Source organism: Micromonospora humi, assembly GCF_900090105.1.
Taxonomy (GTDB): Bacteria; Actinomycetota; Actinomycetes; order Mycobacteriales; family Micromonosporaceae; genus Micromonospora; species Micromonospora humi.
Genome location: NZ_FMDM01000013.1, coordinates 122,320 through 143,055, shown reverse-complemented (window position 1 = coordinate 143,055; position 20,736 = coordinate 122,320). Strand labels below are relative to the sequence as shown.

Sequence of the window (20,736 nt, the reverse complement as noted above, 5' to 3'; positions counted from 1 at the left end):
GCGTTCCGTCGACGGGTGTCGACTTCTGCCCGCCTGGGTACCTCCTGCGTGTCATGCGCGGCCTCCGCGCCTGCATCAGGAGGTGCCAAGGTGAACATTTTGTCCCGCCGGAAGTCTCCGGCGCGCAGTACCGATGTGAACGGCGACGGAGTCGTGGACGCCCGCGACGAGAACCCGGTCGCGGACGGAACGGCCGGCCAACCGGTGGTCACCGACCGCGACGCGGCGCGGACCACGTACCGCAGCGACGCGACCGCCACCGAGGCGGAACGGGCCGCCGACACCGGCCGGGCCGGTGAGGCTGCGCAGGTCACCGAGGCGGGCCGGGCGCCGGCCGCCGGGCCGGTCGATGGCGGGCACGTCGAGACCGTGCCGCGGACCGGTGAGGCGGAGCGGCGGGCGGCACAGCGGGCCGCCGCGGCCCGGGCGGCGACCAGCCGGCCGTTGGGCCGCAACGCGCGGACCGTCGACCCGGACCCGACCCGGGAGCAGACCGTCGACCTGAACGGGGACGGCCGACCGGACCGCCCCGTCGACCTGGACCGCGACGGCCTCGCGGACCGCCCCGTCGACCGGGACCGCGACGGCGGACCGGACCGCCCCGTCGACCTGAACCGGGCCGGCCACGCGGACCGCCCCCTCGACCGGGACCGGGACGGTCGACCCGACCGGCCCGTCGACCTGGACGGGGACGGCCGACCGGACCGGCCCGTCGACCTCGACCGGGACGGCCGACCCGACCGGGAGATCGACCCGGAGCTGACGAAGAAGCCGCGGGCCAGCCTGCTCGCCACGCTCGGCCTGATCGTGTCCGTGGCCGGCGCGCTCTTCGTGCTCTCCGGCACGCTGGCCGGCTACGGCATCGGGCTCGGCGCCATCGGTGCGGTGCTGGCGGTGCTGGGCCTGATCGCCACCCGCCGCCGGCACGTGGCCGGAAAGACCGACGCGCTGATCGGCATCATGGTCGGCCTGGCCGCCGTGGTGCTCGGCATCGTGGCGATGACCGGCCAGTTCGACTGGCCGACCACGGACGGCGACTGGGCGGGCCGGTTCCGTGAGTGGCTTGATTCACAGTTTGTCGATCGGTTCTGAGGGCACTGTTCCGATCGCCGGCAGCGACCGGCAGCCCGACAAGCTCCGGTGGTTCACCGGGCAGCACCGGTGGTTCACCGGCCGGGCAACACCTCTTTCGGGGGCGGCGATTCGCCGCCCCCGAAGTGTTTCCCGAGCTCGACCGGCCAGCCCTCGCCGCCCAGGCGGCGAGGTGGCGAGCCCGGCGCGTGAGGCGCGGGAGGCCCGCGAGAAGGCCAGCCGAGGAAGCCGTACGGCTGGAGAACGCCTGAACGCAACGATCGGCCGGGACCGAGCCGGTAGACGCAACGATCTGCTGCTCAACGCAACTTCCCACGGTGGAAGTCGACGCCCCCGGCCGCATACGGTTGGAGCACGGCGCCAGCCCGTGGGCCGACCGTGGCCGGGCGCGCCCGACCCTGGGAGCACCACATGACGATGGACGCCACCCGCCAGCGCCTCCTGATGTGCCGGCCGACGTACTTCGCCGTCGACTACGCGATCAACCCGTGGATGGACCCCACCGCCCCGGTCGACCCCGACCTGGCCATCCGGCAGTGGGAGCAGCTCCACCAGACGTACCTCGACCTGGGTCACGAGGTCGAGCTGATCGACCCGGTCGCCGGCCTGCCGGACATGGTCTTCGCGGCCAACGGCGGCACGGTGATCGACGGCAAGGCGATGGCGGTGCAGTTCCGCGACCCGCAGCGCGCCGACGAGGCGCCCGCCTACCGGGCCTGGTTCGAGGCCGCCGGCTTCGAGATGTACGACCCGAAGCACGTCAACGAGGGTGAGGGCGACGTCCTGCTGGTCGGCGACCACCTGCTCGCCGGCACCGGGTTCCGCACCGCGCACGCCTCGCACGCGCAGCTCCAGGAGGTCTTCGGCTACCCGGTGGTCACCATGCAGCTGGTGGACCCCCGCTTCTACCACCTGGACACCGCGCTCACCGTGCTCGACGAGCGGACCGTGGCCTACCTGCCGGAGGCGTTCTCCCCGGGCAGCCGGGCGGTGCTGCGCCGGCTCTTCCCGGACGCGATCCACGCCACCATGGCCGACGCCGAGGTGCTCGGCCTGAACGCGGTCAGCGACGGCCGGCACGTGGTGCTGCCGGCGCAGGCCACCGACCTGGCCGCGAAGCTGCGCGACCGGGGTTACGAGACCATCGGGATCGACCTGTCCGAGCTGCGCAAGGCCGGCGGCGGACCGAAGTGCTGCACGTTGCGACTCCGTCAGGGAAAGGCGATCAAGTGATCATCGACGACATGCTGCGGACGCCCTCCGCGGTCCGGGACGCGGAGCGCCACACGGCGCACAACTACCACCCGCTGCCCGTGGTGATCTCGTCGGCCGAGGGCGCCTGGCTCACCGACGTGGACGGCCGCCGCTACCTGGACTGCCTGGCCGGCTACTCGGCGCTGAACTTCGGCCACCGGCACCCGAAGCTGATCGAGGCCGCACACGCGCAGCTCGACCGGCTCACGCTGACCAGCCGCGCGTTCGTCCACGACCAGTTCGCCGACTTCTGCCGCGAGCTGGCCGCGCTGTGCGGCAAGGATCTCGTGCTGCCGATGAACACCGGCGCCGAGGCGGTGGAGACCGGCATCAAGGTCGCCCGCAAGTGGGGCTACCAGGTCAAGGGCGTGGCCCCGGGCCAGGCCAACATCGTGGTGGCGGAGGGGAACTTCCACGGCCGCACCACCACGATCGTCAGCTTCTCGACCGACGAGGACGCGCGCGCCGACTTCGGGCCGTACACGCCGGGCTTCACCGTGGTCCCCTACGGCGACCTGGACGCGCTGGCCGCGGCGATCGACGAGAACACGGTGGCCGTGCTGCTGGAGCCGATCCAGGGTGAGCAGGGCGTCGTGGTGCCGCCGGAGGGCTACCTGCCCGGCGTCCGCGAGGTCTGCACCGAGCGGAACGTGCTGTTCGTCGCCGACGAGATCCAGTCCGGCCTGGGCCGCACCGGCGCGACGTTCGCCTGCGACCTGGAGGGCGTCGTCCCGGACATGTACCTGCTGGGCAAGGCGCTCGGCGGCGGCATCGTGCCGGTCTCCGCGGTGGCCGCGAACCGTGACGTGCTGGGCGTGCTCCAGCCCGGCCAGCACGGCTCGACGTTCGGCGGCAACCCGCTGGCCTGCGCGGTCGCCACCGAGGTGGTCCGGCTGCTCGCCACCGGCGAGTTCCAGCGCCGCTCGGCCGAGCTGGGCGAGCGGCTGAAGGCCGGTCTGGAGGCGCTGCTCGGCAAGGGCCTCGTCGCCGTCCGGGTCCGCGGCCTCTGGGCCGGCGTCGACATCGACCCGGCGCTGATGAGTGGCCGGCAGGCATGCGAGCGGCTGATGGAGCGGGGTGTGCTGGCCAAGGACACCCACGGCTCCACCATCCGGCTCGCCCCGCCGCTGGTGATCACCGAGGACGAGATCGACCACGCGGTGGCGCAGCTCGCCGCCGTGCTGGCCGGCTGACCTCGTACCCGAAGAAGGGCGCCGGGACCACGACGGTCCCGGCGCCCTTCTCGCGTGCGGGTCAGGGACGCGGCAGCCGCATCGCCATGGTCGGCGCCTCGGCCATCACCGAGTTCGGGGTGTACGTCGCGTCGCTGGCCGTCTCGGCGGCCCGCCCGACCTGCACGCCCGGGTAGAGCTCGATCAGGTCCCCCTCGCCGAGCGTGCGGGACTGCTGCGGCGGCAGCGGGATGCGCTCCGCCTCGACCATCGACCCGCCCGGGCGTACGCCGGAGCCGTTGGTGCTGGTGTCGGTGACCACCACCTCGCCCCCGCGCCCCAGGTCGAAGCGGACGTGACTGCGGCTGATCCAGCGCCGGGCCTCGTCGTTGAGCCACTGGCCGAGCTGCACCGCGCCGGGCCCGTCCGGCGCCCGCCCGACCGCCACCGGCTCGGTCTCGGTGAGCACGAACCGTCGCCGCACCAACCCCCCGATCCGCACCGCCAGCACCTCGCTACGCGGGCGCTGACCGGCGTCGGAGAGGCGTGCGCCGTGCCGGGGGCAGGTCGGCGCGCCGGTCCGCAGCGTGGGCGGCGGCTGCTCGGACGGGCCCCGGTCCGTCCCGGCCAGGTCGGCGAACGCGCCGCCGCCCCCGCCACCGCCGAAGAGCGCGCAGCCCGGCTCGGGGCAGCGCCACTGCCGGGAGAGCAGCTTGACCCCGGCGGGCGAGCGGCTGCCGGTGGCCGGGTCCTGGCCGCCGCCGACGTGCGCGATGAAGACCGGGCCGCCGGCGCCGGGAACCGGGGCGAGCACCCGACCGGCCTGGCCGATCCACGGGTACCTGCCGATCAGCCCGTCGAGCCGGGCCCGGGTGAGCACCGGCAGGCCGAGCAGGTCGGCCACCTCGAGCATCCGGTCGCCGGGCTGGTCGAGCACCTCGACCAGGCCGTCGTCGGCCCAGCGGCGGACCACCATCCGCTCGTTCGAGGTCAGGTCGGCGTCGGACAGCAGCGCCCGGTGCACGATCGCGTAGACCTGGACGCTGTCCTCGCCGATCTGTCGGGACAGCGCGTCGATCACCATCCCGAGCCGCAACAGGCTGGCCGGCCGGCCGCCGTCGAGGTTCTGCCACCGGATCACCTCGGCCAGGTCGACCACGGCCCGCGCCAGCGAGGGATCGGTGCTGACCCGCCCCTCGATGGCGTCCAGCACCTTGCTGATCTCGAATCTCATGCCGCGCTCCGCACCGTGTCGTGCCCGTCCACCATGCGACGACCCTACCGGCCGCCCGCACCGGCGGCTTTCCGCGTACGCCGGGAAGGGGCACCGGTCACCGGGTACGCACCGCTACATTGAGCGCCGGTCCGGCCGCCCGGCCGGGCCCCGCCCCTCCCGGAGGAATCACCACAGATGACGACACGACGGCTGGCGACCACGGGGGTCGCGCTCGTCGCGGTGCTCGGCCTCGGCACGACCGGATGCGCGGACCGGCCCGGCACGGCCACGTCCGCCGACCGGCCCGCCACGACCACTGCCACGTCCGCGACCCCGGCGGCGGACGCGGCCGGGGAACTGACCGCCGCCATCGCCCGGCTCAACGAGCAGAGCATGCGGGTCAAGCTGGACTCGGCGATGATCACCGCCTCCGGCGTGTCCGACCCGACGGCCCGCACCATGCAGGCCACCCTGGACCTGCCCGTCTTCGGCAAGGCCAGCACGCTGGTGATCGGCAAGGACACCTGGGTCAGGTTCGACGGCGCGCTCGGTGAGCGGCTCGGCAGCGGCAAGAAGTGGATGCACATGGCGACCGGAAAGGGCATCATGCCGGTCGACGACCCGGGCGGCGTGAAGAAACTGCTCTCGGCCGTGGTCGACGTGCGGCGCGACGGTGACCGGGCGTTCTCCGGCACGCTCGACTACACCCGCACCGGCGTCGACGCCAGGGCGCTCGCCGCCGCGGGTGACAAGGCCAAGGCGTTGCCGTTCACCGCCGCCGTGGACGCGGAGGGCCGGCTCACCACGTTCACGATGGACATGACGCCGATCAACGCGTCCTACGGCACGATGACCGCGTCCTACTCCGACTTCGGCGCGCCGGTCAAGCTGAGCCGCCCGGCGGCCGGCGACACCGTGGAGGCCCCGGCGGAGATCGCGAAGGCCTTCTCCGGCGCCGGCGCCTGAGCCCACACCGGGCGGGGACGTCCCCCCGACGCCCCCGCCCGGCCCGCCGCGCTCACCCCGCGCGCAGCGGTCGCCCCACGTCGTGCAGGTGCGCCAGGCCCTGCCGGTACGACTCGACCAGCCCGGTCTCCGCGTACGGGATGCCCTGCTCGGCGCAGTACGCCCGGACCAGCGGCCGGGCCCGGCGCAGGTTGGCGCGCGGCAGGTTCGGGAACAGGTGGTGCTCGATCTGGTAGTTCAGGCCACCCAGCGCCAGGTCGACGAGGCGCCCGCCACGCACGTTGCGGGCGGTGAGCACCTGCTTGCGCAGGTAGTCGAGCCGGTCGTCGGCGGTGGGCATCGGCATCCCCTTGTGGTTCGGGGCGAACGCGCATCCCATGTAGAGGCCCCAGAGCCCCTGGTGCACGGCGGCGAACACCAGTGCCCTGCCCGGTGACATCACCGCCAGCAGCAGGCCGACGTAGCCGACGCCGTGCGCGGCGAGCAGCAGCGCCTCCACGGCCCGGTGTCGCATCGGCACCCGCCACCGGCCGTCCGGCTCCCGGCCGGTCAGCGCCCGGACGCTCGCCACGTGCAGCGCCAGCCCCTCCAGCAGCAGCATCGGGAAGAACAGCCACGCCTGCCGGCGGGCCATCCACCGGCTCAGGCCCCGGGTCGCCAGCGCCTGCTCGTACGTCCAGACCAGCGCGCCCGCGCCGACGTCCGGGTCCTCGTCGGCGTGGTTCGGGTTGGCGTGGTGCCGGTTGTGCTTGTCCACCCACCAGCCGTAGCTGAGCCCCACCGCGAGGTTGCCGGCGACCAGGCCGGCCGCCTCGCTCGGCCCGCGCCGGCGGAACATCTGCCGGTGCCCGGCGTCGTGCCCGAGGAACGCGACCTGGGTGGTGGCCACCACCATCACGGCCGCCAGCGGGACCTGCCACCAGGAGTCGCCGACGGCCGCCACCAGCACCCAGCCGGCCAGGAAGGCGCCCAGGGTGAGCGCGATGCGGACCGCGTACCGGCCGGGTCGCCGGTCGAACAGCCCCGCCTCGGCGACCCGGCGGGACAGGCGCGCGTAGTCGCTGCCCCGCCGGGCGTCCGGCGCCGTCAAGGTCGAAGAACTCATCCGGTGTCGCCCCCCGGTGCCGCGAGCCGCACTCCGGTAGGCGACTCTCCGTCACCAATCTTGGCGAGATGAATAGCGCTTAGTAATCCCGTCAGCCCCCGGGTCGGAGGTGGTGCTGGCCCTACCCCGCCGTCAGGACGCCTGACGGGCGGGCAGGTCGGCGATCCAGACGTCGGCCAGGTCGGCGAGCGGGACGCCGAGGGCCCGGCTGAGACCGACCACGGTGCCGAACGCCGGGGCGGGCAGGCGACCCGCCTCGATCTTGCGCAGCGTCTCGGGCGAGATGCCGGCCGCCAGGGCCACCTCGACGAGGCTGCGGCCGGCCCGCGCGGAGCGCAGCGCGGCACCGAGACGCCGGCCCGCGGCGATCTGTTCGGGCGTCAGTGGCTGGCGAACCATGGCAGCAGGATATCCCTCCGGGAGCGCCCCGACCGGGCGTGGTATAAAAATACCGTGATTGAGCTCAAGTCCACCAACGAGATCGACCGGATGGCGGTCACCGGCCAGTTCGTCGGCGAGCTGCTCGCCGAGCTGAGCGGCGTCGCCGCGGTCGGCGTCAACCTGATGGACATCGAGCACCACGCCCGCCGCCGGATCGCCGAACGCGGCGCCGAATCCTGCTACTGGGACTACTCCCCCTCGTTCGGCCGCGGCCCGTTCCGCAACGTGCTGTGCCTGTCGGTCAACGACGCGGTGCTGCACGGCCTCCCGCACGACTACGTGCTGCGCGACGGCGACCTGCTCAGCATCGACATGGCGGTCACCATCGACGGCTGGGCCGCCGACTCGGCGCTCTCCTTCGTCGTCGGCGCCCCCGACCCGGCCGACCTGAAGCTGATCGAGGCCACCGAGGTGGCGCTGGAGGCCGGCATCGCCGCCGCCCAGCCCGGCGGGCGCCTCGGTGACGTCTCCGCCGCGATCGGCGAGGTCGCCCACTCCTACGGCTACCGGGTCAACGGCGAGTTCGGCGGCCACGGCATCGGCCGCACCATGCACGAGGCCCCGCACGTCGCCAACAGCGGCCGCCCCCGCCGGGGCATGAAGCTGTCCCCCGGCCTCACCATCGCCATCGAGCCCTGGCTGTGCCGCAGCACCGACAAGATCCGGGTCGACGACGACGGCTGGACGATCCGCTCCGCCGACGGCTCCCGCACCGCCCACTCCGAGCACACGGTCGCGGTCACCGAGGCCGGCCCCCGGGTGCTGACCCGCCGCCCCGACGCCCAGCGCTCCTGACCTGGTCAGCCCAGCCGGGTGACGGCCGCACGCAGCCGGGCCAGGTCACGCCGCCGCCGCTCGTACGTGGCCGCCAGGCCGATCAGCAGCAGCCCGCCCAGCGCGAGGAAGATCCACCGGGGCAGCAGGTCCCATCCCCGGGCCAGCTCGTGCAACGCCAACGGCACCAGCGTCGCCGCGCCCAGCACGACCGGCGCCTGCCAGCGCCGGACCGCCCCGCCGAACACCACGCCGAGCGCCACCACGCCGAGCGCGAGCCGCCGCAGCGGTTGCGAATCCGGCGCCGCCAGCACCGAGACCAGGCTGGGCAGCAGCGCCGCGCCCAGCCCTGGGCCGAGCGCCAACCAGCTGGTCAGCCCCGGCCGGTGCCGCAGCGCCAGCAGGCCGGCGCCGAGGGCGAGCAGCGCCGCCGGCACCGTGTACGCCTCCAGCACCGCCACCTGACCGGCAGCCAGCAGCAGCCAACCGCCGAGCAGCTCGCTGCCGGCCGCGACCGCCGCCAGACCGGTCCGCCCGCCCGATGTCTCCCGCCGACGCACCACCCGCACCGCCACCGCCACCCCCCACAGCACGCAGACCGCCGCCGCATACCGCAGCGCCCCACCCGCAAGCAGCACCGCGAGTACGGCCACCCCCTGCGCCACACCCTCCAGCACCGCCGAAGCCCCCCACCGCCGGCTCGTCGATCTTGGACTTGCGGCGCCCAGGTTGTCGGGGTTGCTGCTTTCGTCAACCACCACAGGTCCAAGATCGACGAGGCGACCGGTGGACCGCAGGGACGGGGCCGCGTGCAGGGTGGCGGCGGCGACGGCCAGGACCGAGAACGCGGCGGTACGCAGGGGCAGGCCGGCGGCCAGCGGGGCGGTGACCGCGAAACCGGTGGCCGCGGACACGGTGGCCAGCCAACCGGTGAGCCGGACCGCTGCCGACCGGCCGGCGATCCCCACCACGATGCCGGCCAGCACCAGCGCCCCCAGCCCGGCGAGCGTCCCGGCGCGGGTGGCCAGCAGGCCACCGAACCCGAACCCGCCGAGCACCGCCCCCAGCGGCACCAGCACCGCCACCGCCCGCACACCCGACGCCCTGGCCGCACGCTCCACCGAGGAGCCGGCCGGACGCGCGCCGGCCACCCCGACCGCCGACGCGCCCGAGACCCCGACCGTCGACGCGCCGGCGACGGCGGCCGTCAGCAGCGCGCCGAGCCCGGTCCCGAACGCCACCGCCGGCACCACCGGCCAGGGCGCGCCGGCGGCCGCGAGCAGCACCGGCAGCGCCACGCCCACGAAGGGCAGCCCGGCCAGCGCCGGCCACCGCCAACCGGAACCCCGGACGGACCCCGGAGCAGCGCCGCCCGCCCGGGCATACCCCGCCGCGACCACCCCCAGGAGCAGCAGCACCAGCCCGGCGCGCCCCGCTCCCACCGGGACCGCCGCGACCGTGGGCGCGCCCGACCAGGGCCGCACCGGCAGGGCCCCCAGCACCGCCAGCGCGGCCGGGACGGCGGCCAGCACCGCCAGTCCGGCCAGCGCGACGCCCACCACCCGCGGGGCGAGCGGCGGGCGGACGCCGCCACCGGCCGCGAGCGCCAGCAGCGCTCCCGCCACCGCGTAGAGCCCCACCGGCTCCCCGCCGGGCACGACCAGCGGCCCGAAGCCGATACCGGCGAGCGCCACCGCGAGCCCCGCCGAGGCGTACCCGCTCAGGTCCGGCCACCCGCGACGGACCGCGAGGACGGCGACCACCGGCAGCACGACGGCGGCGGCCCCGCCCCGAAGCTGCCACCACGGCGGCGCGCCCAGGCCGAACAGCGCGACGACCACCCCCGCCGGCACGGCGAGCAGCGCCACGGCCAGCGCGACACCGGCGACCACCGGCTGCGCCCCCGACCCGCGCCGGCCCCGCGCGGCTGCCGTCACGCCGAGCCCAACGGTCACCGCGAGCACGGCCCCGGCCCCGGCCGGAGCGGCGCAGCCCACCAGCAACGCGTGCCCGACCAGCAGCCCGGCGGTCGACGCGGCGACCACCACCGTGACCGGGCCCCGGCGCGGCCGGAGCACGGCGACCAGCAGCAACGCGGCGGCCACCGCGAGGTCGGCGACCAGCACCACCGGCCAGGGCACGGCCACCACGGCCGGCACGGCGAGGGCGGTCAGCCCGGCCGCCAGCACCCCGACCAGCGGCCGGGTGGCCCGGGGCGCCAGCAGCGCCACCGCAGCGGCGGCGAACAGCAGCGCCGGCGGCAACTGCCAGCCCCAGGACGGAGCCGGCACCGCCCGGCCACCCTGCCAGGCCGGGAACGAGGCGATCACGGTGGCGGCGGCGACCAGCCCGGTCAACACCACGGCGACCGCCCCCAGGCCGGCCGCCACGGTGAACGCGCCCAGCCGGGGCCCGGTGCGCAGCCGGGTCGGCAGCACGCGGACCGCACCGGCGAGCGCGGCCACCACCAGCCCGGCCGCGACGAGCAGCAGCCCGGGACGCTCGGCGGCGACCGGCCGCACCAGCGCGGCCGCGAGCACCGGCACCAGCAGCCCGGTGGCCTCCGCGCGCAGCACCCGACCGCCGGCCGCGAACGCGCCCGCGACCAGGGCCAGCGCCACCATCAGCAGCGGCGCACCGGCGAGCAACGCGGTGCCGGCGGCACGGCCCACGGCCAGCGGCACCAGCGCGCAACCGGCCGCCAGGGCCAGCGCCGCACCGTGTCCCGACCAGCCGAGCACCACCCCGGCCCGCACCGCCGGACCGGCCGGCGCCGCGTCGCCCCCTCGCGACGCGGCGCCGGCGACCCGGCGCAGGGCGACCACCACCACGAGGTCACCCAGCGCCAGCGCGGTCAGGACCAGCGCCCACCCGGCCGCCGTCGGCCGGGCACCCGCCGCCGCCAGCGGCAGCACCGGCTGCGCGGCCAGCCACGCCGCGAACCACGGCGCGGTCAGCCGGCTGAGCCGCGCGTACCCGGCCGCCACCGCCGCGGTCCCGGCCGCCACCAGCGCGGCGTACCGGCTGCCCGGCCAGCCGGCCACCCCGAACAGGTTCACCGACCAGGCCGCGTACCCGTCCAGGAGCACCAGCAGCAACCCCACCGCGGCGATCGTCTCGGCGGTGCCGCGCAGGCCGCGCGAGCGGGCCACCAGCGGCGCGGCGAGCGCCAGCACGGTGACGGCCAGCAGGATCAGTGCCCGGCCGGCCACCCCGAACGCCGCCCAGGCGACGGCGGTGAAGACCACCGCGGCGGTGCCGAGCAGCAGTCCACCGAGGACGAAGAGCAGGCCCTGCACCGCCCGGGTGGAGGTCTCCGCGCCGCCGGGGCGCACCGGGACGGGAGCGGGCGGCGCCGGCCGCACCGGCACCGGCGTGGCGGTCGGGCGCGGGGCGGGGATCTCCGCCCGGATCCGGGCGGCCAGCGCCGCCCGCCGCTGCCGGACCGTGGACAGCCGGCCGGCCAGTTCCTGGTACGCGAGCCGGGCCGCGTCCACCCGCGGGGTCAACGCGGCGATCTCCCGGTCCAGCCGCACCACCTCGGCGGCGGGCGGACAGGGCGGGCGACCGCAGGCGCGGCAGCCGACGGCGAGGTCGGCCGGTGCGCCGCACCCGGGGCAGGGGTAGCCGGTGTTCTCCACCCCGCCAGCCTCACCGACGGCGCGGTGGGCGGACAGAGTAGGCGTACCTAGGGTCGGGTGTGTTCGCGCACCCAGGCCGTGTAGTCGGGGTTGCCGCTGTCCTCCCGGCTGACCAGGATCTCCGGCACCTCGTACGGATGGTTGGCCCGGAGCTGGTCGACGAGCGCGTCCACCCGGTCCGGCGTGGTCTTGAACCGGACCCACCATTCGGCGGTGGTCTGGATCGCCGACTGCCACCAGTAGGTGCTGTCCAGCGGCCCGCCGACCTGGGCGCACGCCGCCAGCCGGCCGGCGACGGCCGCGGCCGCCAGCACGTCCGCCACCCGGCGGGCGTCCACCACCGTCGTCACCACGCAGATCTGCTCCACCAGCGCACCCTACGCGGCGGTCGGGCCGCCACGCCCGAACCGGGCGCGAAAGCCGCTCAGTCGTCGGCCGTGCCGTTCCGGTTCGCCGCGACCCACCTGTCGATCCGGGCCCACCAGTCGAACAGCCAGTCGATGCGCTCCTGCTCGCCGGTGGGGACCTCCTCCGGCGGCACCGACCAGAACCGCATCACGATGCGCTTGTCCATCGGCAGCTCCCGCCACACGTCCGCGACGGTGAGCATCTGGTCCAGGCCGGTGTGCGCCACGAAGATCACCCCGGCGTCCGGCGCGGCGTCGAGCGCGGCGAGCAGCCCACCCGGCTGCGGCGCCAGCACGTGCTGCATCCGCTCGGCGCGCAACGCCATCCGCTCCAGACCGAGCGCGCGCAGCCGGGCGATCGCGCGCAGCCGGCGCGACGGGGTGAAGTTGCCGCCCTCCGGGAAGATCACGAAGGCGTCGTCGTCGTCGAGACCGGTGGCCAGATGCGCGATCTGCCGCACCGCCGACTCCCGGCCGTCCGGGCCCGGCGCGATGAACCGGTTGGGCAGCCGGTTGAGCAGCACGTCGATGGCCGGGTCCCACTGGAGGCTCTCCTTGAGCACGATCCGGGGCTCCCGGTGGAACCAGTTCACCAGCGCGTGGATCAGGATGAACGAGTCGCCCGGCCCGGCGTGCCGGCAGAGCACCAGCTCGGGTCGGCCGGGCAGCGCGGTGTCCGGGTCGGTGCCGACCACGTCGATGCTCAGCCGCAGCGTCCACCGGGCCTGCCAGAACAGCACCCGCAGGAAGCGGCCGGCGACCACGTAGTGGGCCCGTTGGAAGGCCGGCGACCGCTTGTGCCGACCGAACCCGGAGGCCAGCCAGAGCAGGAAGAGGGTGAGCAGGGCGGCGGCGTCCCAGACCAGGTAGACGGCGCCGATCCAGAGCAGCCGCAGCGGGCGCAGCCGCCCCGGCACCAGCGGCGACGCGGCCAGCGCCAGCAGTGCCCAGCCCGGCAGCGTGATCACCACGGCGACGGCGAGCAGCACGACACCCGGCGCGAGCAGCAGCCGGCGGAGCCAGCGGGGTGGCAGCGGCATCAGCGGTCCAGCGCGGTGTCCAGGTAGCGACGGGAGGCGGTGTACGCCCGGCTGATCCGCCGCCCCACCGCCGCCATGTCCCGGTAGGCCCAGGGGCTGTCGTCGCGCGGGTCGAGCCCACCGGTCGGCAGCACGTGCACCTCGACGCCGTCGGGCAGCGCCGCCATCTCCCGGGCGAACCGGTGCCGCCGGGCGATCTCGAACGCGACCTGGGCGATCTCCCAGGGCCGGCGCGGCGGGCTCAGCTCACGTTCGATCCGGCCCACCTGGAGTACGAAGATCCGGGTCGCCCCGGCCGCCACCGCCTCGCCGACCGGGATCGAGTTGACCACCCCGCCGTCGATGTAGTGCTGGCCGGCGATCTGGGCGGGCGGCAGCAGCCCGGGCACCGAGGCGGAGGCGAGCACCGCCGGCACCACCGGACCGGCGGTGAACCAGTGTTCGGCGGCGCGCTCGATGTTCGCCGCGCAGCAGCGGAACGGCACGGCCAGGTCGGCGAACGTGGTCGCCTCGCCCAGCTCGCCCTCCAGCAGCCGGCGCAGCGGGCGCGGCGAGTGCAGGTGGGTGCGGGCGGCGAAGCGGCGCAGTTGCCGGGCGACCGAGTCGCCGTAGACCTCGCTCGCCTCCGGGGAGGCCCAGAGCCGGACCAGCCGGTCGGTGACCGCCTCGGTCGGGTCGGCGGCGACCAGGGCGCCGTTGACCGCGCCGATCGACGTGCCGAGCACCAGGTCGGGGCGGATCCGGGCCCGGAACAGCGCACGCAGCATGCCCACCTCGACCGCGCCCAGCACTCCCCCGCCGCCGAGCACGAACGCCACCGGACCGCCTGCCATGCCGTTCATCCTGGCACGCGGCCCGCGTGCCGGCCCGCCCGCGCCGAGAGGCCGGACGTCCGGTAACACCGCGCCATCGCGGCGGCGCGCAGCGCCACCGGAGATCGGACGGGCGTTGACAGGCCGGACACATTCCCGCAACCTGGTAGCGCTCCCGAGCCCAGGGCAGGTGCGAGGTGAAGGCGACACTCCAGGCCGGCCGTCTGCTGGCCCGGCGGTACCGGCTCATCGACCGGATCGGCGCCGGCGGCATGTCGGTGATCTGGCGGGCCCGCGACGAGGTCCTCGACCGGGTGGTGGCGGTGAAGGTCCTCGCCCCCTCGCTCGCCGCCGACGCCCGGTTCCGCGACATGGTGCGCGAGGAGGCCCGCTCGGCCGCCCAGCTCGACCACCCGCACGTCACCGCCGTGCACGACTACGGCGAGACGGTGGCCCCGGACGGCTCGATCACCTCGTTCGTGGTGATGGAGCTGCTCAGCGGCGAGGAGCTGGAGCACCGGCTGACCGAGGGCCCGCTGCCCTGGCCGGCGGCGGTGGAGACCGGCGCCCAGGTGGCCGAGGCGCTGGCCGCGGCGCACCGGCTCGGCATCGTGCACCGGGACGTCACCCCGGCCAACGTGATGATGACCGGCGTGGGGGCGAAGGTGCTCGACTTCGGCATCGCCACCCGGGTCGGCGCGCCGGACGAGGACGAGGACGGCGGCACGTTCGGCACCCCGGCGTACGTGGCGCCGGAGCGGCTGGACGGCGCGCCGGCCCAGCCGGCCACCGACGTCTACTCGCTGGGCGTGCTGCTCTTCGAGACGCTGACCGGCCAACCGCCCTATCCGGCGGACACCTGGGAGCAGCTCAGCGCCGCGCTGGCGGAGAGCGCGCCGCCCACGCTCGACGGCGTACCCGGCCTGCCCCGGCCGGTCGCGGACATCTGCCTGCGCTGCCTGGCCCGCGACCCGCGGCAGCGGCCCACCGCGCACCGGGTCGCGGCCGTGCTGCGTGACCAGCTGCTGCCCGCCGACCCGCAGGCCACCACCATGCTGGCGCCGACGATGACGTTGCCCGCGCTGACGTCCGCGCCCACCCGGCCGGCGCCGTCGGCGGCCACGCCACCCGGGCCGCCGACCCGGCCGGCGGCGGCCGCGCCGAAGCGGCGGCGGACCCTGCTGCTGGCGGGCGCCGGCGTGGTACTGGTCGCCGCCACCGCGCTGCTGGCGCCGACGCTGGTCCCGGACCGGACGTCCGACCCGCGGGTGCTGCCGACCGCCGGGCCGGTGGAGGCGCCCACCGACGCGCCGCCGGCGAGCGAGGACCCGACCGCCCCGGCGCCGGCCGAGCCGAGCGGCGCGCCGAGCACCGCCGCCCCGACTCCGCCGGCGGTCGACGCGGCCGACCCGGCCGAGCGGGTGGACGGGCTGATCGAGGCCGGGCTGGCGGACGGTCAGATCCGCGAGGACGTCGGGGTGGACCTGCGCAACCTGCTGCGCAACGCGGTGGCCGCGAGCGACGAGGGGGCGGTGACCACCGCCGTGGAACGGCTCCGCGGCAAGATCGTCGAGCGTCGGCGCGAGGGCAGCATCACCCCCGGGTACGCGCGGCAGCTCGACGCCGCGGCGGCGGCGCTGGTGGCCGGACGCACCTGAGCGGCGGTCACCGGGCGACGAGCGGGGCGACCGCCCGGGAACCCTCCGCCGTCGCCCGCCCGGCCAGGAAGCCCCGGTAGACCGCCTCGTAGTCGGCGGCCATCCGCTCCACCGAGAAGTTCTGCGCCACGTGCGCGACGCAGTCCGCCGGGTCCAGGTCGGCCACCGCACGCAGCGCGGCCGGCAACTCCTCGGCGTGGTCGCAGACCAGCCCGGTGACACCGGGGCGGACCAGTTCCGGCACCGCCCCGCGACGCAACGCCACCACCGGCGTCCCGGTCGCCATGGCCTCCACCATCACCATGCCGAACGGCTCGGCCCACTGGATCGGCATGACCAGGCAGCGGGCGTCGAGCAGCAGCCGCAGCACGACCTCGCGGTCCGCGTTCACCACCAGGCCGACGTCGTCGCCGAGCATCGGCTCGACCACCTCGTCGAGATAGCGGCGCTCGGCCGGCTCGTTGCACTTGCCCGCCAGGACGAGCGGCAACCCGGCCGCCCGGCAGGCCCGGATCGCCACGTCGGGGCCCTTGTCCGGGCTGAACCGGGCGAGCCAGAGCACCGGCCCGCGCCCCGGCGCCCGCTTGCGCGGGAAGTCCCGCAGCGGCATCGCGTTGTGGACCGTGCCGACCCAGGGCAGGCCGGGGTTGGCCCGGCGCTGGGCGTGCGAGATCGCGATCAGGCCGACCCCCCGGTCGGTGTTGCTCAGCACGGTGCCGTACTCGCCGACCGGGTTCCCGTGCACCGTGGCCACGGTGGGGACGCGGCGCCGGCCGGCGACCAGCGGGCCGATGGTGCTGTGGTCGTGCACCAGGTCGAAGTGCGCCGGGTCGACCAGCCGGTCGACGTGGGCCAGGTGGGCCAGTTCGGGCAGCGACTCGCCCAGCCGGTCGTACTGCAGCTCGGCGCAGGTGGAGACGAACTCGGCGGCGGTGCCGTGTTCGGTGCCGGCGCCGAACAGCGTCACCGTGTGCCCACGGTCGATCAGCGCGTCGACCAGCCCGGCCACCAGGGTCTCCAGCCCGCCGTAGCCGGGTGGCGGCACGGACAGCCACGGCGGCACCACCATCGCGATCCGGAGGGGCCCGGCCCGCGCCCGTTCCGGCGGCGGCTGGTTCACGGCCACGAGTCCCTCCCCCGCTGGTACCCCGGCGTACCCGATCGGCGACGGGTTCCCGAGCCGGCACGCGGTAAACGGCGGACCGGTGAGACGAAGAGGGGCGGCGGGCGCCGGAGCCAACCCCCTTGGCTCCGTCGCCCACCGCCCCGGGAGGGAGGCAGGTCTCGTGGACTATGACGTCTCGGCGAGCGTCACGGTTGCCTTCTCGTCGGATCCGTTTCGCTTGAACTGGATCTCGACCCGGTCACCGACCTTGCCGGCCTGCACGGCGCCGACCAGATCGTTGGAGTCGTTGACCGCCGTGTCACCGAACTTGGTGATCACGTCGCCCCGCTGGAGCCCGGCCTTCTCGGCGGCGCTGCCCGGGGTCACCGCGGCGACCAGCGCGCCGCCGTCCTCGGCGGCGTTCACGCTGACCCCGAGCGACGGGTGGCTGATCTTCTCGCCGCGCTGGAGCTTCTCGGCCACGTCCTTGGCCTTGTTGCTCGGGATGGCGAAGCCGACGCCGATGTTGCCGTTGCTGCCCTGCCCGGCGGTGGCGATCGCGGTGTTGATGCCGATCACCTCGCCCCGGGTGTTGACCAGCGCGCCGCCGGAGTTGCCCGGGTTGATCGGGGCGTCGGTCTGCAGCAGGCCGGAGATCGAGCTGGCGCCCTGCGGGCTCTGCTGCTGCTGGCCGCCCTCACCTGCGGAGATGGTGCGGTCGCGGGCGCTGAGGATGCCGGCGGTCACCGAACCCTGCAGGCCGAGCGGGCTGCCCAGCGCGAGCACCTGGTCGCCGACCTGCATGCCGTCGCTGTCGCCGAACTTCGCCGCCTGCAGGCCGCTGACGTCGGCGGCCTTGACCACCGCGAGGTCGGTCTTCGGGTCGGTCCCGACGATCTTCGCCGTGGCGGTCTTGCCGTCGGCGAAGACCACCTTCACCGTGTCGCCGTCGGCGGAGGCGACCACGTGGTTGTTGGTCAGCACGAACCCGTCGGCGCTGAGGATCACCCCGGAGCCCTCACCGCTGCCCGTCATGATCGTGACGATGCTGTCCTGGACGGAGGCCGCGATCTTGGGCAGGTCGGCGCTGTTGATCACCGGAGCGGCGGAGTAGGAGCGGGTGATCCCGCCGCCGTCGCCGTCGAGGGCGAGCGCCAGCGCGCCACCGGCCACGCCCGAGCCGAGCATCAGGGCCAGCGCCAGCGCGCCCGCGCCGATGAACTTGCCGGCCCGGCTCGGCCGGGCCGGCTGCGGCTGGCCCCACGCCGGGACCGGCTGGCCGGCCTGGTGCTGGTGATACCCGGGCTGCGCCTGGTAGGTCGGCACCGGCCCGCCGGCCTGCTGCGCCGCCGGGTGGCCGGCGCCGCCCTGCGGGGCCCAGCCGCCGTGCTGCTGCCCCCCGTACCAGGGGTGCGGCTGCTGCGGCTGCCCGGAGACCGGGTACTGCGGCGCGTAGGGGCTGGCCGGGGTCGCGGCCGGCGGGCCGTAGGGGCCGGCCGGCGCGCCGGACGCGGGCGCGTACGGGCTGTCGGCGTGCGCGGTGGTTCCGGCGGCCGGGGAGTCGGCCGGAACCGACGCGGCGGCCGGGGTGGAGTCCGATGTCCCGCTCTGGGCGCGGGGCAGCTCGGCGGTGTGGTGCGACGGCTCGGCGTCGGCAGGTGCCGGCGACCGCTGCGGCTCGGTCTCGTGGTCGGTCATGCGTACAGCTTTCCCCGTCGCACTGTCACCAGCCTGGAATCCGCCTGAATGTTTTCTGTAAGTCACTCGCCCGGCTCGGGCGTCTCGGGCAGCAGCGGCAGCTTCACCCGGAACGTCGCCCCGCCGCCCGGCGTCTCCACCGCCTCCACCGTGCCGTGGTGCGCCGCCACCAGCGCGGCGACGATGGCCAGGCCGAGGCCGGTGCTGGTGGGGCCGCCGGCCCGGCGGGTCCGGGCGGCGTCCACCCGGTAGAACCGCTCGAAGACGCGTTCCGCCTGCTCCGGGGTGAGACCGGGGCCGGTGTCCGCCACCTCCACCACGGCGAGGTTCCCCGGCTCCGAACGCAGCCGCAACGTCACCGCGGCGTCCGACGGGGTGTGGGTGAGCGCGTTGGTCATCAGGTTGCCGATCACCTGCCGCAGCCGGGCGTCGTCTCCGAGCACCACCAGCGGGCCGGCGCCCGGTTCCCGCTCCAGCTCGATCCGCCGCTCCGGGTCGACCACCCGGGCCGCCTCCACCGCGTCCGACGCCAGCACCGGCAGCTCCACCGGGGCCAGCGCGATCGGCCGCTCCCGGTCCATCCGCGCGAGCAGCAGCAGGTCCTCGACCAGCAGCCCCATCCGGGACGCCTCGTCCTCGATGCGGCGCAGCAGGTCGGCGGTCTGCTCCGGCGCCCGCGCCGCGCCCTGCCGGTACAGCTCGGCGAAGCCGCGGATCGTGGTCAGCGGCGTCCGCAGCTCGTGCGAGGCGTCCGCGATGAACTGCCGCATCCGCTCCTCGGAGCGGCGGGCCCGCGCCTCGGACGCCTGCGCGTACGCGGCGGCGTCCCGGGCGCCCACCTCGGCGCTGCGCGCCGCCGCCTCGGAGGCGGCCCGCGCGGTGAACGCGGCCTCGATCTGCGCCAGCATGGCGTTCAGCGCCCGGGAGAGCCGGCCCAGCTCGGAGGTGGGGCACGGCCGCCCGTCCTCCGGGTCGGGCACCCGCCGGGTCAGGTCGCCGCCGGCGATGGCCGCCGCGGTCCGCTCGATCTCCACCAGCGGTTTGAGACTGGTACGCACGATGCCCGCACCGACCGACGCCAGGATGATCAGCACCGCGCCACCGGCCAGCAGGTCGATCCAGAGCAGCTGCCGCACCGAGAGGTCGACCTCGGTGAGGTTCTGCCCGATCACCCGGTAGGAGTCCTGGCTGTCCTGCCGGACCATCAGCCGCCAGCGGACCCGCTTGTCGGCCCCGCTCTCGGTGAACGCCTCGCCGTTGGCGTGCTCGTCGTACCAGCTCTGGTCGTTCAGCCCGGCCGGCAGGTCCTTGGGGCTCAGGCGCTGGTCGGCGGCGGAGAAGCCGGACTGGTCGTTACGGCTCCACTGGGCCACGAGATAGTCGGTGGGGAACCTGCTGTTGGTCGCCCCGCTGATGCTCACCCCCCGGTCGAGCTGGTCGTCCAGCTCGCCGTCGATCCGGTCCACCAGATAGTTGTGCAGGAAGTACGCGGTGGAGACGCTGATCACGAGCAGGGCGCCGGCCACCAGCGCCAGCACGGCGGTGACCAGTTTGAGCCGCAGCGGGATCCCGCGTACCCAGCCCTTCGCGTCGTGGAGGACGTTCACGCCGCCGGCTTGCGCAGCACGTACCCGACCCCGCGCAGGGTGTGGATGAGCCGGGGCTGGGTGTTGTCGACCTTGCGCCGCAGGTAGGAGATGTAGGACTCGACGATGTTGTCGTCACCGCGGAAGTCGTAGTTCCACACGTGGTCGAGGATCTGTGCCTTGCTGAGCACCCGGTTGGCGTTCAGCATCAGGTAGCGCAGCAGCTTGAACTCGGTCGGCGAGAGCTGCACCCGCTGCCCGGCCCGGTGCACCTCGTGGGTCTCCTCGTCCAGCTCCAGGTCGGCGAACGTGAGGCGGGACGGGGCCTGCTCGCCGGTAGCGGTACGCCGCAGCACGGCCCGGATCCGGGCGGTCAGCTCCTCCAGGCTGAACGGCTTGGTGACGTAGTCGTCGCCGCCCAGCGTCAGCCCCCGGATCTTGTCGTCGGTGGCGTCCCGCGCGGTCAGGAACACCACCGGGGTGCGCGTGCCGCCCTCACGGAGCATCCGGATCACCTCGAAGCCGTCGAGGTCGGGCAGCATCACGTCGAGCACGACCAGGTCGGGCCGGTGGTCCTTGGCGGCGTGCAGCGCCGCGCTGCCGCTGGTCGCGGTGGCGACGTCGAAGCCCGCGAAGCGCAGGCTCGCGGAGAGCAGTTCGAGGATGTTGGGGTCGTCCTCGACCACGAGCAGTCGGGCCTCGGTCTGGGTAGCCGCCATGGCACCCATCATCCGTGCTCCGGCTGCGGTCGCGCTGGGCGGAAGCTGGA

General features: G+C 75.3%; 17 protein-coding genes. 6 read left to right on the top strand and 11 right to left on the bottom strand.

The window, feature by feature from the left end; all coding sequences use genetic code 11:
* Nucleotides 1-135: 135 nt before the first annotated feature.
* From GA0070213_RS23440 to rocD, 3 genes are all read left to right on the top strand, one after another.
* On the top strand, nucleotides 136-1,092 hold the full coding sequence (locus tag GA0070213_RS23440; RefSeq protein ID WP_245716522.1) for a thrombospondin: 957 nt from the start codon (nucleotides 136-138) through the stop codon (nucleotides 1,090-1,092).
* A 417-nt stretch (nucleotides 1,093-1,509) separates the two neighbouring features.
* On the top strand, nucleotides 1,510-2,325 hold the full coding sequence (gene ddaH / locus GA0070213_RS23435) for a dimethylargininase (protein ID WP_175441464.1): 816 nt from the start codon (nucleotides 1,510-1,512) through the stop codon (nucleotides 2,323-2,325).
* Nucleotides 2,325-3,539 carry an ornithine--oxo-acid transaminase gene (gene rocD, locus GA0070213_RS23430; protein WP_175441463.1) on the top strand — a complete coding sequence of 405 codons (1,215 nt, stop codon included), beginning with the start codon at nucleotides 2,325-2,327 and terminating at the stop codon, nucleotides 3,537-3,539. Before ddaH ends, rocD begins: the two co-directional genes overlap by 1 nt.
* Before the next feature lie 61 nt (nucleotides 3,540-3,600).
* Here rocD and GA0070213_RS23425 read toward each other — a convergent pair whose 3' ends face one another.
* On the bottom strand, nucleotides 3,601-4,752 hold the full coding sequence (locus GA0070213_RS23425; RefSeq protein WP_091068853.1) for an FHA domain-containing protein: 1,152 nt from the start codon (nucleotides 4,750-4,752) through the stop codon (nucleotides 3,601-3,603).
* A 177-nt stretch (nucleotides 4,753-4,929) separates the two neighbouring features.
* Between GA0070213_RS23425 and GA0070213_RS23420 the strand changes: the two genes are divergently transcribed.
* The gene (locus GA0070213_RS23420) at nucleotides 4,930-5,700 is read left to right on the top strand and encodes a hypothetical protein (protein ID WP_091068850.1); all 771 of its coding nucleotides are present in this window, start codon (nucleotides 4,930-4,932) and stop codon (nucleotides 5,698-5,700) included.
* A gap of 52 nt (nucleotides 5,701-5,752) precedes the next feature.
* Here GA0070213_RS23420 and GA0070213_RS23415 read toward each other — a convergent pair whose 3' ends face one another.
* Nucleotides 5,753-6,805, bottom strand: a complete 1,053-nt coding sequence (locus GA0070213_RS23415) for a fatty acid desaturase family protein (RefSeq protein WP_091068846.1) — start codon at nucleotides 6,803-6,805, stop codon at nucleotides 5,753-5,755.
* A 132-nt stretch (nucleotides 6,806-6,937) separates the two neighbouring features.
* On the bottom strand, nucleotides 6,938-7,204 hold the full coding sequence (locus GA0070213_RS23410; protein WP_091068843.1) for a helix-turn-helix domain-containing protein: 267 nt from the start codon (nucleotides 7,202-7,204) through the stop codon (nucleotides 6,938-6,940).
* Between the two features lie 54 nt (nucleotides 7,205-7,258).
* On the opposite strand from GA0070213_RS23410, the gene map reads away from it, so the two are divergent.
* Entirely contained in the window at nucleotides 7,259-8,041 is a 783-nt protein-coding gene (gene map / locus GA0070213_RS23405) for a type I methionyl aminopeptidase (RefSeq protein ID WP_091068840.1), read from the top strand.
* A gap of 5 nt (nucleotides 8,042-8,046) precedes the next feature.
* Here the strand turns inward: map and GA0070213_RS32575 are convergent, their stop codons facing one another.
* From GA0070213_RS32575 to GA0070213_RS23385, 4 genes are read right to left on the bottom strand one after another with little or no spacing between them, the layout of a single operon-like run.
* Nucleotides 8,047-11,661: an SCO7613 C-terminal domain-containing membrane protein gene (locus GA0070213_RS32575; RefSeq protein ID WP_091068836.1), complete on the bottom strand. Its 3,615-nt coding sequence runs from the start codon at nucleotides 11,659-11,661 to the stop codon at nucleotides 8,047-8,049.
* Between the two features lie 47 nt (nucleotides 11,662-11,708).
* Nucleotides 11,709-12,029, bottom strand: a complete 321-nt coding sequence (cutA, locus tag GA0070213_RS23395; protein WP_091068832.1) for a divalent-cation tolerance protein CutA — start codon at nucleotides 12,027-12,029, stop codon at nucleotides 11,709-11,711.
* Nucleotides 12,030-12,085: 56 nt separating this feature from the next.
* On the bottom strand, nucleotides 12,086-13,108 hold the full coding sequence (locus GA0070213_RS23390; RefSeq protein ID WP_091068828.1) for a 1-acyl-sn-glycerol-3-phosphate acyltransferase: 1,023 nt from the start codon (nucleotides 13,106-13,108) through the stop codon (nucleotides 12,086-12,088).
* Nucleotides 13,108-13,941 carry a patatin-like phospholipase family protein gene (locus GA0070213_RS23385; protein WP_091068824.1) on the bottom strand — a complete coding sequence of 278 codons (834 nt, stop codon included), beginning with the start codon at nucleotides 13,939-13,941 and terminating at the stop codon, nucleotides 13,108-13,110. The genes GA0070213_RS23390 and GA0070213_RS23385 overlap by 1 nt, the downstream gene beginning before the upstream one ends.
* Before the next feature lie 176 nt (nucleotides 13,942-14,117).
* On the opposite strand from GA0070213_RS23385, the gene GA0070213_RS23380 reads away from it, so the two are divergent.
* Nucleotides 14,118-15,578: a serine/threonine-protein kinase gene (locus tag GA0070213_RS23380; RefSeq protein WP_091068820.1), complete on the top strand. Its 1,461-nt coding sequence runs from the start codon at nucleotides 14,118-14,120 to the stop codon at nucleotides 15,576-15,578.
* 7 nt (nucleotides 15,579-15,585) lie between these two features.
* On the opposite strand, the gene GA0070213_RS23375 is transcribed toward GA0070213_RS23380, so the two are convergent.
* The 4 genes from GA0070213_RS23375 to GA0070213_RS23360 all read right to left on the bottom strand — a co-directional run bounded on the left by GA0070213_RS23375 (nucleotide 15,586) and on the right by GA0070213_RS23360 (nucleotide 20,686).
* Nucleotides 15,586-16,647 (bottom strand): glycosyltransferase family 4 protein, encoded by a 1,062-nt coding sequence (locus GA0070213_RS23375; RefSeq protein WP_175441462.1) that lies wholly within the window; start codon nucleotides 16,645-16,647, stop codon nucleotides 15,586-15,588.
* Between the two features lie 222 nt (nucleotides 16,648-16,869).
* Complete coding sequence (locus GA0070213_RS23370; protein ID WP_091068813.1) at nucleotides 16,870-18,381, bottom strand: S1C family serine protease; 1,512 nt, start codon at nucleotides 18,379-18,381, stop codon at nucleotides 16,870-16,872.
* A gap of 62 nt (nucleotides 18,382-18,443) precedes the next feature.
* Complete coding sequence (locus tag GA0070213_RS23365; protein ID WP_091068810.1) at nucleotides 18,444-19,988, bottom strand: sensor histidine kinase; 1,545 nt, start codon at nucleotides 19,986-19,988, stop codon at nucleotides 18,444-18,446.
* Complete coding sequence (locus tag GA0070213_RS23360) at nucleotides 19,985-20,686, bottom strand: response regulator transcription factor (RefSeq protein WP_091068807.1); 702 nt, start codon at nucleotides 20,684-20,686, stop codon at nucleotides 19,985-19,987. Before GA0070213_RS23360 ends, GA0070213_RS23365 begins: the two co-directional genes overlap by 4 nt.
* Nucleotides 20,687-20,736 lie beyond the last annotated feature (50 nt).